Annotated in this window: 10 protein-coding genes; 4 read left to right on the top strand and 6 right to left on the bottom strand. The window is 71.9% G+C overall.

What is annotated here, in order from left to right:
• Positions 1-31: 31 nt before the first annotated feature.
• Positions 32-487, top strand: coding sequence for a gamma-glutamylcyclotransferase (locus Van01_RS10165; RefSeq protein ID WP_093406228.1), 456 nt, complete (start codon positions 32-34; stop codon positions 485-487).
• A gap of 93 nt (positions 488-580) precedes the next feature.
• Here the strand turns inward: Van01_RS10165 and Van01_RS10170 are convergent, their stop codons facing one another.
• The 3 genes from Van01_RS10170 to Van01_RS10180 form a co-directional block, all read right to left on the bottom strand.
• Positions 581-1,318 carry an SCO6745 family protein gene (locus Van01_RS10170; RefSeq protein ID WP_204004825.1) on the bottom strand — a complete coding sequence of 246 codons (738 nt, stop codon included), beginning with the start codon at positions 1,316-1,318 and terminating at the stop codon, positions 581-583.
• A 98-nt stretch (positions 1,319-1,416) separates the two neighbouring features.
• Positions 1,417-2,340: a serine/threonine-protein kinase gene (locus Van01_RS10175; protein ID WP_204004828.1), complete on the bottom strand. Its 924-nt coding sequence runs from the start codon at positions 2,338-2,340 to the stop codon at positions 1,417-1,419.
• A 4-nt stretch (positions 2,341-2,344) separates the two neighbouring features.
• On the bottom strand, positions 2,345-2,977 hold the full coding sequence (locus Van01_RS10180; protein WP_099852291.1) for an MBL fold metallo-hydrolase: 633 nt from the start codon (positions 2,975-2,977) through the stop codon (positions 2,345-2,347).
• Positions 2,978-3,097: 120 nt separating this feature from the next.
• Here Van01_RS10180 and Van01_RS10185 point away from each other — a divergent pair, with 120 nt between their 5' ends.
• A complete protein-coding gene (locus Van01_RS10185; protein WP_204004831.1) occupies positions 3,098-4,069 on the top strand; it encodes a DUF4349 domain-containing protein in 972 nt (323 codons plus the stop codon).
• On the opposite strand, the gene Van01_RS10190 is transcribed toward Van01_RS10185, so the two are convergent.
• Both Van01_RS10190 and Van01_RS10195 read right to left on the bottom strand, forming a co-directional pair.
• Entirely contained in the window at positions 4,026-5,285 is a 1,260-nt protein-coding gene (locus Van01_RS10190; RefSeq protein WP_099847589.1) for an amidohydrolase, read from the bottom strand. The genes Van01_RS10185 and Van01_RS10190 overlap by 44 nt on opposite strands.
• Before the next feature lie 533 nt (positions 5,286-5,818).
• On the bottom strand, positions 5,819-7,402 hold the full coding sequence (locus tag Van01_RS10195; protein ID WP_204004834.1) for an acyl-CoA mutase large subunit family protein: 1,584 nt from the start codon (positions 7,400-7,402) through the stop codon (positions 5,819-5,821).
• A gap of 204 nt (positions 7,403-7,606) precedes the next feature.
• Here Van01_RS10195 and Van01_RS10200 point away from each other — a divergent pair, with 204 nt between their 5' ends.
• Together Van01_RS10200 and Van01_RS10205 are read left to right on the top strand one after the other, a co-directional pair.
• On the top strand, positions 7,607-9,736 hold the full coding sequence (locus tag Van01_RS10200) for a serine/threonine-protein kinase (protein WP_204004852.1): 2,130 nt from the start codon (positions 7,607-7,609) through the stop codon (positions 9,734-9,736).
• Positions 9,737-9,784: 48 nt separating this feature from the next.
• Positions 9,785-11,473 (top strand): phospho-sugar mutase, encoded by a 1,689-nt coding sequence (locus Van01_RS10205; RefSeq protein WP_204004855.1) that lies wholly within the window; start codon positions 9,785-9,787, stop codon positions 11,471-11,473.
• Positions 11,474-11,551: 78 nt separating this feature from the next.
• Here the strand turns inward: Van01_RS10205 and Van01_RS10210 are convergent, their stop codons facing one another.
• On the bottom strand, positions 11,552-12,226 hold the full coding sequence (locus tag Van01_RS10210) for a GOLPH3/VPS74 family protein (protein ID WP_099847592.1): 675 nt from the start codon (positions 12,224-12,226) through the stop codon (positions 11,552-11,554).
• Positions 12,227-12,249: the final 23 nt, after the last annotated feature.

Below are 12,249 nucleotides of genomic sequence, written 5' to 3' on the forward strand. Positions count from 1 at the left end.
CCCACGCGCCGGCCGGGCTATCGTCATCGCCGTGCGTCATTACGCCGCCTACGGCTCGAACCTGGACCCCGCTCGAATGCGTGCCTACTGCCCGCACTCGCCGATGGTGGGCATCGGCTGGTTGGAAGGCTGGCGGCTCACCTTCGCCGGTGAGGACGTCATCGGCTGGGAGGGCGCGGTCAGCACAGTTGTCGAGTCGCCAGGCGACCGGGTTTTCGTGGCGCTCTACGACATCCACCCGTACGACGCGGCCCAGTTGGACGAGATCGAGGGCGTCACCTCCGGCACGTACCGGAAGCTGACGGTGCGCGTCTCGACGCTCGACGGCGACGTGACGGCCTGGGTCTACGTCTTCGACGGCTACGAGGGCGGCCTGCCCACGTCCTGGTACCTCTCGGAGATCGCGAACGCCGCCGAGAAGGCCGGCGCGCCTGACGACTACGTCATCGAGCTGCGGTCCCGGCCCACCGGCACCGCGTCGGCGTAGCGGGTCTCCCACCTGCTCAGTCTGCTACCGGTCGTCGTGGCGCCGGGCGCCGACCCCTGGTCCGGGGAGAATCGTCCCAGGATGGGCTGGTTCTCAGCGCTCTGTGTGGGTCCGCGCCACTGTCAACAGCTCGACCAGCTCCGCGCCCTCAGTCGGCCCCAGCGTGGTGAAGGCCGGCGCGACGAGCCGGTCGGTCATCGCCTCGGCCCACAACCGCCGCCGCACCAGTGGTCCGACCGGCGGGTAGGGCGGCGGCCAGCCACAGGCCATCGCGCCGCTGGCTCCCTCGGGCCCGGCCAGCACCGCCTCCAACGGCGTCATCCCGCTGGCGCGTACGGCCACCAGATGCGCGCCTGTGAAGTGCTCGCGCAGCAGGCGTAGGCCGACGGCGAGCCGGGCGCCCGGGGTCGTCGCGTCCAGCGGCATGGCACGCCAGGCCGCGAAGAGCGGCATCGCGCTGGCGTCGGCCGCCGCGACGGCCCGTTCCACGAGCACCGTGAGTCGGTCGACGCGGGGCAGGTCACCGAGCACCTCCTCGCCCCACCGGCAACACTCGGCGAGGCTGGCAGCGGCCACCTCGGACGGCCGGACCGTGCGGGCGGCGGCGTCCCAGCCGTCGGCCACCGCATCGGGGGCGATGAAGCCGAGCGCCGCCGCCACGGTCTCGGCCCGTACTTCACCCAACGCGCCGGCCCGACCTGTGACGTAGAAGGCCCATCCGGAGATGCCGAGCAGCCGAGCCCGGCGCAGCGTGGTGGGGCACCTGCTGTACGCCTCACCGAGGGCGAGCACCGCCGGCTTGCTCAACGCCGCGACCTGCTCCGGCGTCATCCCGCCCCGCCCGAGGGTCCGCCCGTGCGGGATCCACCCGACGGTCCGTACGTGAAGGATCCGCCCGAAGGTCCGTCCATGAGGGACCAGTCTGCCGGTCAACCGTCGGTGTCGGCATCCCCCTCCTCGGCGTCCAGCGCCTCCATCGCGGCCTCGACCTCGCCGGCACGCCGCCGGGCGGTGCTCAGCGTCCGTTCGGCGGCCTGGCGGGCCAGCCGGGAGCGGCTGAGTTCCTGTTCGGCGACGGCCCGACGGCGTTCCAGTTCGGCAAGTTCCGCCTCGACTGCGTCCAGCGCGGCCGTCCCGTCGCGTTCGGCCGCCACCGCGCCGGCCAGGTCCGTCTCGGCCCGTTCCTGATCGGTACGCGCCCGGTCCAGTTCCTTCGCCAACGCCTGGCGGCGACGGGTCCGTTCGGCCCGGGCCGCCCGCTGCGCCTGCTCGGCCCGCAACGCGCCCCGATCCGGTGGACGCTGTCGCACCCCGGCGGCGGGCGGCGGTTCCTCCCCGCCGGTGACCAGACGCAACTGTGGGCGGGGCACCTCGCCGAACCCCGCGTAGTGGGCCGGCCGCAGGAGCCGCCCGGAACGCACCTGCTCGGCCACCTCGACGTCGGAAAGCGCGGCGTTGAGGGTCGCCTCGACCTCGGCCAGCGGCAGCTTCCCGCCCGCCGGAGCACCCTCGACACCGGCGGCGAGTCGGCGTACCTCGGTGACCAGCGCGCCGACCACCGCCCGCCGCTGCGCGGACAGTTCCCGCAGGCGCGGGCCGCGCAGCTCGCGCTGGGCCTCCCGGAGCGCCTCGGCCAGCTGCGCCAGCTCGGACACCAGCTCCGGTCGCTCCAGTGCGAGCAGATTCACCAGCCAGGCGGCCACCGTGGGCCGACGCAACCGGGCGATCTCCCGCGCGGTTCGTGGATCGCCGGACCGGCGGGCCTGGGCGGCGGCGTCGTCCCGGGCGGCGACGAACCGGTCCGGTGGGGTGCGGTACAGCTGTTCGACGAGGTCGGCTGGGGGCTCGGGCATCGGCTCAGCCGTCGATCCGACTGCCCGGCTCCAACCGCCGGTACTCGCTGCCGGACAGCGCCGTGTACTGCCGGTCCAGCACCGCGTAGCCGTTGTCGTTGAGCAGGGCGTCGTGCAGCGCGAAGACCCGGCGTGGGGCTACCGCCCGGATGAAGTCGACCACCTCGGAGAACTTCGACCAGGGCGCGTGGATCGGCGCGAAGAGGGTGTCGACCTGGACGTCGTCCGGGACGAAGAGAGCGTCCCCAGGGTGGTAGACGACATCGTTCAGCAGGTAGCCGAGGTTGTCGATCACCGGGATGTCGGGATGGATCACCGCGTGCCGACCGCCGTGGGCGCGTACCGGGACTCCGGCGGCGGTGAACGACTCTCCGGGGGCCACCGGGTGCAGCACGTCGGCGGCGTCGCCGAGGGTGCCGGCCAGCGACGCCGGACCGTGGATGACGAAGGGACGCCGGGCCAACTGGCGGTTCACCGCGGCCACGTCGAGATGATCCGGGTGTTCGTGGGTGACCAGCACGGCGTCGGCGCCGTCCAACGCCAGCGCCGGCTCACTGAACATCCCCGGGTCGATGACCAGCACTCCCCCGTCGTGCTCGACCCGCAGGCACGAGTGGGCGTACTTGGTGAGCCGCATCGTGATGCCTCCCATATCGATTCGTGACGTCCTGAGCGCAGTCTGCCGGAACCTGCGCGGTGGTGTGTGGCGTCCGAGCCAATGCCCGCTCGGGCAGTTGAAAGGGGAACGGGGATGGGAATGGGAATGGGAAGAGCCCGCTTTCACGGGACCACGGCGGTGGCGACACTTGCCGCGCTGCTGATGCTCGCCGGCTGCGGCAGCGGCGGCGGCAGCGATGACTCGGGAGCCACCGACACCGCGGCCGAGGCGCCCGCGGCGGCCCCGGCCGAGGCGCAGGGTGGGGCCGTCGAGGCGCAGGGCGGTGCCGGCGCGGCGGCGGACACCCGGGTCGATCAGCGGTCCATCATCTACACCGGATCGATGAGGGTGCAGGTGGACGATGTGGACGTCGCCGCCCGGGACGCCGCCGCCGCGGCCACCCGGGCCGGCGGCTTCGTCGGCGGGGACCAGCGCCGCAGCTCCGACGCCGACGCGGTGGCCGATCTCGAACTGCGGGTGCCGGCGCCGCGGTTCTACGCGGTGGTGGAGGAACTAGCCGGCCTCGGCCGGCAGGAACGTCGAGAGATCGGTACGCAGGACGTCACCGAGGAGACAATCGACCTCGACGCCCGGATCGCCAGCCAGCGGGCCCGGGTGGAGAGCGCCCGGCGGCTGCTCGCCCAGGCCGACTCGATAAGTGATCTCGTGAGCATCGAGAACGAACTGGCCCGGCGGGAGGCCGACCTGGCTTCGCTGGAGGCGAAGAAGCGGCGGCTGGCCGACCTCACCGCACTGTCCACCATCACCGTCACCCTGGTGGGGCCGGGTGTCACTGTCGCCGATGAGGAGGATCAGATCGGCTTCCTGGTGGGTCTCAAGGGCGGTTGGCAGGTGTTCCTGTCCTCGATGACCATCCTGCTCACCGTGCTGGGCGCGATCCTGCCGTGGCTGCTGGTCTTCGGCGTACCGGTGGGTGCGCTGTGGTGGCTGGCCCGCCGTCGCCGCCGGAACCGACAGGCGGTGCCGGCGCTCGTCGCACCGGTCGGCGCGCCACCACCGCCCGGGGTCAGCGCGCCGCCGCCAGTGCCTGGAGCGCGGTCTGCACCATGAGTCGTACGCCCGCCGGGATGGCCCGTTCGTCCACGTCGAACGACGCCCGGTGCAGGTCGACGTTCGGCCCGGAGCGGCCGACCCCGAGCCGAGCCAGGGCACCGGGGACGTACTCCAGATACCAGGAGAAGTCCTCGCCGCCCATGCTCTGCGGGGTCTCCGCGACGCCCTCCGGGCCGAGCGCGGCGGCGGTGGCCGCGTTCAGCACCCCGATGGCCCGCGCGTCGTTGCAGACCGGCGGGCGACCGCGCAGGTACTCCAGGTCGACAGTGGCGCCGGTCGGTGCGATGACGTCCCGGACCACCTGCGAAACAATCTTCGGAGCCGACTCCCAGGCGTCTCGGTCCATCACCCGCAGCGTGCCGGAGGCGGACGCCTCGGACGGGATGACGTTGTACCGGGTGCCGGCGGAGGCGTGACCGAAGACCAGCAGCAGCCCGCTGTTGGCCGGCACCCGGCGGCTGACCAGAGCCGGGACCTCGGTGATCAGCCGCCCGAGCGCGTCGACCAGGTCCACGGTCAGGTGCGGGCGGGCGGTGTGGCCGCCCGGGCCGGTGAGGCGGACCGTGACGTTGTCGGCGGCGGCGGTGATCGGGCCGACCCGCAGCCCAACCTGGCCGACCGGCAGGTTCGGGTCGCAGTGCAGCGCGAAGATCTGCACCACGTCGTCGAGGCCGCCGGCCTCGATCACCTCAAGCGAGCCGCAGGGCAGGATCTCCTCGGCGGGCTGAAAGATCAACCTGACCCGGCCGGGCAGCTCGCCCAGGTCGGCCAGCTGCGCAAGCAGCATGCCGACGCCCAACATGATCGTCGTGTGCACGTCGTGACCGCAGGCGTGGCAGACCCCGTCGACAGTGGAGCGGTACGGCACGTCCTTGACGTCGGTGAGCGGCAGCGCGTCGATGTCGGCCCGCAGCGCGATCACGGGACCGTCCGGGCGGCCGTTGATGTCGCAGATCACCCCGTTGCCCTTGGGCAGCATCCGCGGCTGCAACCCGGCCAGCGAGAGTTCCCGGGCGACCAGGGCGGCGGTCTCGAACTCCGCGCCGGACAGCTCCGGGTGCGAGTGAATGTGACGGCGCGTGGCGATCAGGCCCGGTACCCGGAGGGCGAGCAGGTGATCCAACTCGAAGGGCAGGGGCTGGGAACCGGTCGGCACCTCCGGCCAGGACGGCGCCAGTTGGTGACCGGTAGGCATCGTCAACGCACTCGTCACGTCGAATTCTCTTCGATCACTAGAAATGGATGGATCATCGGGATCAGCAGACAGCGTAGACCCACGACGGTAACTCTGCGCAACCTCGTTCCGGTGATGATCGGACAGCACAGCGTCACGTATGCCCTGCTGAGAGCGTCCGTAGGTGAGCGGCACAGCAGGTAGATCGCGGTCGTACGCCGTCATCCACCTCTCACCTCCTACAACGCGTAATCGCGTCCCGGGCGCCGAGAATCTTCTCGGAACCATCGTCGTCGTTCCGAATTGTCGCATTAGTCGCGCCAATGAACTGACGGTACGACAATTACCCGACCACTCCCGGCAACGTGCACCCGTGGACATTCACACGCACGGAAGCCGTCCGACCGCACACCGTGTGCGTCCGTGTGATCACCGGAAGCGGAGTACCCGGGGGCGGGCCGTTCGACACGCTGCGCAACTGTCGACACTCCGCCCGCGAGACCGGTGCGCGGCAGCCGGACCTACCGGCTGCGCGGGTCGGCCGTTCGTCTGCGGCCGACGGCGGACCGCCCTCAGAACCGGTCGGTGGGCTGGTAGCGACCCCAGACCTCGCGGAGCGCGCCACACACCTCGCCGACGGTGGCCCGCTCGCGCAGCGCCGCCTTCATCGGGTGGAGCACGTTTCCGGTGCCCGAGGCGGTCTCCCGCAACTCGACGAGGGCCCGCTGCACAGCCGTGGAGTCCCGCTCGGCCCGCAGCTTCGCCAGCCGCTCCGCCTGCGCCGCCTCGATCGACGGATCGACCCGCAGCGGCTCGTACGGCTCCTCGGCGTCGATGGCGAACCGGTTGAGCCCGACCACCACCCGCTCACCCGAGTCGATCTCCTGCGCGATCCGGTACGCGGACTGCTCGATCTCCCGCTTCTGGAAGCCGACCTCGATCGCGTCCACCGCCGAGCCGTGCTCGAAGACCCGGGCCATCAGCGCGTCCGCCGCCGTCTCGATCTCCTCGGTCATCGCCTCCACCACGTACGAGCCGGCGAACGGGTCGACGGTGGCGGTGAGATCCGTCTCGTACGCCAGCACCTGCTGGGTGCGCAGCGCCAGTCGGGCCGCCTTCTCGGTGGGCAGCGCGATCGCCTCGTCGAAGCTGTTGGTGTGCAGCGACTGGGTGCCGCCGAGCACCGCGCCGAGCCCCTGCACCGCCACCCGGACCAGGTTCACCTCGGGCTGCTGGGCGGTCAACTGCACGCCTGCGGTCTGGGTGTGGAAGCGCAGCATCATCGACTTCGGGTTCTTCGCCCCGAACTCGTCGCGCATCAGGCGGGCCCAGATCCGTCGGGCCGCCCGGAACTTCGCCACCTCTTCGAGCAGGGTGGTACGCGCGACGAAGAAGAACGACAGCCGAGGGGCGAAGTCGTCCACGGCCAGCCCGGCGGCGATCGCCGCCCGGACGTACTCCACACCGTTGGCCAGCGTGAACGCGATCTCCTGCACGGGCGAGGCACCGGCCTCGGCCATGTGGTAGCCGGAGATGGAGATGGTGTTCCACTTCGGCACCTCGGTGCGGCAGTAGCCGAAGGTGTCGGCGACCAGCCGCAGCGAAGGCTTCGGCGGGAAGATGTACGTGCCCCGGGCGATGTACTCCTTGAGGATGTCGTTCTGGATGGTGCCGTTGAGCGCCGAGCCCGGCACCCCGTTCTCCTCGGCGACGAGTTGGTAGAGCAGCAGCAGCACCGAGCCGGGCGCGTTGATCGTCATCGAGGTGGAGACCTTGTCCAGCGGGATGCCGTCGAAGAGCAGCCGCATGTCCTCGATGGAGTCGATGGCCACGCCCACCTTGCCCACCTCGCCGTGCGCGATCGGGTCGTCGGAGTCGTAGCCCATCTGGGTGGGCAGGTCGAAGGCGACCGACAGGCCCATCGTGCCGGCCCGCAACAACTGGTGGTAGCGCGCGTTGGACTCGGTGGCGGTACCGAAGCCGGCATACTGACGCATGGTCCACGGCCGGGAGGTGTACATGGTGGGATAGACCCCACGGGTGTACGGGAACTCGCCCGGCGCGCCGAGCCGGGAGTCCAGGTCGCCGGGAAGATCAGCAGGCGTGTAGACGCCCTTGATCGGGAAACCGGACTCGCTTGACCGCGGTTCGCTCATCCACGGATGGTAGGACGCGCGGTTCAGGTGCCGGGTGAGGGATACCGCACACCGCGTCGGCTGCCACGACAAGAGGTGAGTGGCTGCACACGTACCGTCGAGTACTGGAAACGTCCGCCGCGCCGGCTTTCGCATCGGGCGTCTGAACCAGCAAGATAGGGGGGTTGTGTCCCAGCCCTCTCGACTTCCCCCGGTGGCTTTTCTGTGACTCAGATCCCGACGTGGAGCGGCGGACCAGTCAGCACTCCCACCAACGGACGCGCGACACCCGGCACCGTCATCGGTGACCGGTACTCGCTGCGCTCGGCGGTGGGCAATGGTGGCATGGGTACGGTCTGGCGGGCCACAGACACACTTCTGCGCCGCGACGTGGCGGTCAAGGAGGTCATCCTCCCGCCTGGCCTGGCACCGAGCGACCGCGACGCGATGTACGAACGCACGCTGCGCGAGGCCCGCGCCGCCGCCGCCATCGCCCACCCGGCTGTGGTCCAGGTGTACGACGTGGTCACCGAGGCCGGCCGGCCGTGGATCGTGATGGAGCTGCTGGACGCCCGCAGCCTCGCCGACATGGTGATCGAGGACGGGCCGATCGCCCAGCGGGTGGTCGCCAAGATCGGCATTGCGCTGCTCGGCGCGCTCGAGGTGGCGCACGCGATAGGCGTGCTGCACCGCGACGTCAAGCCGGCAAACGTGCTGATCTGCTCGGACGGCCGCTGCGTGCTCACCGACTTCGGCGTCGCCCGGATGCCGACCGACGTGCAGCTCACCACCCCGGGCATGGTGCTGGGCTCACCACACTTCATCTCCCCCGAGCGGGCCATGGGGCAGGAGTTCGGCCCGCCCAGTGACCTGTTCTCGCTCGGCGTGACGCTGTACACGGCGGTGGAGGGCCGGCCGCCCTTCGACCGGGGCGACCCAATCGAGACCATGCACGCAGTGGTCGAGGATCCGCCCGCCCCGCCGCAGCGCAGCGGCCCGTTGACCCGGGTGCTCATGGGTCTGCTGGAGAAGGACCCGGCCCGCCGGCTCGACGTGCACACCGCCCGCGCCATGCTGCGCGAGCTGCTGGCCGGCCCGCTGAGCAGCAGTGCCGCCGGGGTCAACTCGATGACCGACCAGTACTCGGTGATGCCGGTGCCGCAGCCCACCCCGATCAGCGCGCCGGCCGCCCCGGCGAAGCCGGTCCCGTCCGGGCAGATCGGCGGCCGGGCGATGCTCGGCCCCGGCGAGTCGCTCACCGACCGGCTGGCCGCGCTGCGCCGGGGCGAGCGCCCCGGCCAGGCTGCCGCAGCCAGCGCCGCCGCGATGGACGACACCAGCGCCGACGCCCTGGCCCGACCGGGGCAACGGAGCGCGGCGATGTCCCCGCCCGCCGGCCGCACCTACGGTGGTGCCGAGGCGACCCAGCGCATCGGCGCGGACGCCACCCAGCGGGTCGGGCCCGAGGTGTTCGGCTACGGCGCGCCGGCCGACGCGACCCAGCGGGTAGGCGGCTACGGCGCCGGGCCCGACGCCACCCAGCAGCTCGGCGGGTACGGTACCCAGCCCGACGCGACCCAGCGGGTCGGCGGCTACGGCGGTGCCCAGCCCGACGCGACCCAGCAGGTCGGCAGCTACGGCGGTGCCCAGTGGCCGGCCGCGCCGAACCAGCCGTACGGCACGCCGGCCCCCGCTCCGGGCGGCGGCAGCAGCCCGGTCGACCGGGCGAAGGCCGCCGGCACCCGGGTGGTCGACACCGTGAAGGGCTGGCCACGCAGGATGCAGCTGGCGGCGGCCGGCGGCCTCGCGGTGCTGCTGCTGATCGGCATCGTGGCCTTCGCCAGCGGCGGCGACGAGACGCCCACCACCCCGGTCGCCGAGCCGTCCAACTCGGCCGACGAGGGCCCCGGCATCGAGATGCAGGAGCACTCGGCACGCGGGGTACAGGTGCTGGTGCCCAAGGGCTGGAAGCGCGCGACTGGCGGCGTCTACATCGACTACACCGACCCGGACGACAGCGGCCGTCGGGTGCGCATCCTCAACGAGAAGTGGAGCGGCACCTCGGTCCGTTGGGCGCAGGTCGCCGAGAACGGCCTGAAGACCCGGTCGACCTCGTGCGCCAAGCCGTACACCCAGATCGCCATGGCCGAGAAGGAACTCGCCGGCAAGCCCTCGGCAGAGTTCGAGTACACCTGCGGCGACGGCGACGCCATGCGGCACGGCATCTGGCACGGAGTCGCGCACGACGGGCGGCTCTACTCGTTCTACCTCACCTCGAACGACGCCCGCTTCGAGGAGAGCAAGCCGATCTACGCGGAGATGCTCAAGTCTTTCCAGCTCACTGCGGCCGGCTGAGCCGGGGCGCACGCCCGTGGAGATCCGCCGCCGTGCTATCAAGAGGCCATGGCGGCGGAGCACACTGACCTCGACACCATCCGCGAGCGGGCCGAACGCTGGCTCGCCGACGACCCTGACCCGGCCGGTCGGGCGGAGCTGCGGGCGGTGCTCGACCGGCTGCCGGCGAGCGCGCCGGAGCTGGCGGACCGGTTCGCCGGTCCGTTGACCTTCGGCACCGCCGGGCTGCGTGGGCCGCTGCGTGCCGGACCCAACGGGATGAACCTCGCGGTGGTCACCCAGGCCGCCGCCGGGCTGGTCGCCTGGCTCGCCGCCCAGGGCGGCACCGGTCCGCTGGTGATCGGGTACGACGCCCGGCGCGGTTCCCGCGAGTTTGCCGAGCGCACCGCGCAGGTGGCCACCGGGGCGGGACGACCGGCGCTGTTGCTGCCCCGCCCACTGCCAACCCCGGTGCTCGCGTACGCGGTGCGGCACCTGTCGGCGGTAGCGGGGGTGATGGTGACCGCCAGCCACAACCCGCCACAGGACAACGGCTACAAGGTGTATCTCGGCGCTGAGCTGGGCGGCGACCTGGGTACCGGAGCGCAGATCGTGCCGCCGGCCGACGCCGGCATCGAGGCCGCCATCCGCGCGGTGGGCCCGCTGGCCCAGGTGCCGCTCGGCCCCGCCGGCCAGGTGCTCGGTGACGACCTGGTCGCCGCGTACGTGGGCCGGGCGGTCGAGGTGGTCACGCCGGGTGGCCCACGGGAGCTGACCGTGGCGTACACCCCGCTGCACGGTGTCGGGGCGGCGGTGCTCACCGCCGCGTTCGCCGCCGCCGGTTTCCCGGTGCCCGGCGTGGTGCCGGACCAGGCCGAGCCCGACCCGGACTTTCCGACGGTCAGCTTCCCCAACCCCGAGGAGCCGGGCGCGGTGGACCGGCTGGTCGCGCTCGCCGAACGTACCGACGCCGACCTGGCCATCGCCAACGACCCCGACGCCGACCGCTGTGCCGTCGCGGTCCGCGACGCGGCCGGCGGTTCCAACGGATCGGGTTGGCGGATGCTACGCGGCGACGAGGTGGGCGTGCTGCTCGCCGACCACCTGATGCGACGCGGAGTCACCGGCCTGTACGCCACCACGATCGTCTCGTCGTCGTTGCTGCGGGCGATGTGCGCAGCGCGTGGCTTGCCGTACGGGGAGACGCTCACCGGGTTCAAGTGGATCGTCCGGGCCGGTGACGGCGGTGAACCGCTGGTGTTCGGTTACGAGGAGGCGCTCGGCTACTGCGTCGCCCCGGACCACGTACGCGACAAGGACGGCATCACCGCCGCGCTGACCGTGGCCGAGTTGGCCGCCGGCCTCAAGGCGCAGGGCCGCACGCTCACCGACCGGCTCGACGAGTTGGCCGCCGAGTTCGGTGTGCACCAGACCGACCAACTCTCGGTACGCGTCGACGACCTGCGCCTGATCGCCGACGCGATGGCGCGGATCCGCGCTGACACCCCGACCACCCTGCTCGGCCAGCCGGTCACCGAGACACGGGACCTGCTCCCCGACGCCGACGTGGTGATCCTGCGGACCGAGACGGCTCGGGTGGTGATCCGCCCCTCCGGCACCGAACCGAAGCTCAAGGCGTACCTGGAAGTGGTGGAACCCGTCACCGACGGCGACACCCCCGCCGCCCGCACCCGCGCGGCGTCCGCCACCACCACCCTCCGCACCGAGATCGCGACCGCCCTGGGCATCCCTGGTTGATCATGAGGTTGGCGGCAGTCTTGGAGATCAACTCCGCCGCTAACCTCATGATCAACGGAGGAGAAGGGGGTGGGTGGGTCAGCGGCGGGGGCCTAGGGCGTGCTCTACGGCGCGGCCCAGGGCGGCCACCACGAGGGCGACCGAGGGGCGGATCACCGAGTCCTCCAGGCTGACCTCGCCGGAGAAGCCGGCGCCGCTGGCGATCTCCTCCAGCCGTTGGCGGGCGGCGTCGGCGTCCTCGCCGGTGACCCCGAGGGCGGATTCCATCCGGAGCACGGCGACCAGGGTCGCGAGGGCGGCGGTCCGCTCATCCGGAGCGGCGCCGGTGAGCACCACGGCGAGCCGCTGCCGGGTCTCCTCCTCCACCGACGGGTCCACCACCGGGTACCTGTGCACGTGGATGAAGCCCAGTTCCGTCTCGTCGACGTCCCGGACGACGCCCTGCTCGCAGAGGTCACCGAGGATCCGGTCGCGCAGGCCGTGCCGCAGCCGCTGTACCCACGACGACGGGCTGTGCGGCGTGTCCGCCACGATCTTGGCCAACACCGCGTCGGTGACCGGTTCACCTGTCGGCGTCGGATCCACAGCCGTCAGGGCCCCGTCGGCGTACGCGATCCGGCCAGCCAGGGCCAGTTCGATCAGGACTGCGGCGGCCATGCCCAGGTCGAGGCTGATCCGCGGCAGGGTCGCCTTGCCGGTTTCGTCGTCGTAGGCGAGCAGGAGCAGTTCCTCGGCGAGCGGAACACCAGTCATGGCCCGAGACGCTAGCCGCTGGA

This window comes from Micromonospora andamanensis (genome assembly GCF_016863495.1).
Taxonomy (GTDB): domain Bacteria; phylum Actinomycetota; class Actinomycetes; order Mycobacteriales; family Micromonosporaceae; genus Micromonospora; species Micromonospora andamanensis.

Excerpts from the sequence above, each read along its gene's own strand:
- Van01_RS10185 (WP_204004831.1), top strand. The coding sequence starts at position 3,098 with ATGGGAATGGGAAGAGCCCGCTTTCACGGGACCACGGCGGTGGCGACA.
- Van01_RS10195 (WP_204004834.1), bottom strand. The coding sequence starts at position 7,402 with ATGAGCGAACCGCGGTCAAGCGAGTCCGGTTTCCCGATCAAGGGCGTC.
- Van01_RS10180 (WP_099852291.1), bottom strand. The coding sequence starts at position 2,977 with ATGCGGCTCACCAAGTACGCCCACTCGTGCCTGCGGGTCGAGCACGAC.
- Van01_RS10210 (WP_099847592.1), bottom strand. The coding sequence starts at position 12,226 with ATGACTGGTGTTCCGCTCGCCGAGGAACTGCTCCTGCTCGCCTACGAC.
- Van01_RS10175 (WP_204004828.1), bottom strand. The coding sequence starts at position 2,340 with ATGCCCGAGCCCCCAGCCGACCTCGTCGAACAGCTGTACCGCACCCCA.
- Van01_RS10170 (WP_204004825.1), bottom strand. The coding sequence starts at position 1,318 with ATGACGCCGGAGCAGGTCGCGGCGTTGAGCAAGCCGGCGGTGCTCGCC.
- Van01_RS10205 (WP_204004855.1), top strand. The coding sequence starts at position 9,785 with ATGGCGGCGGAGCACACTGACCTCGACACCATCCGCGAGCGGGCCGAA.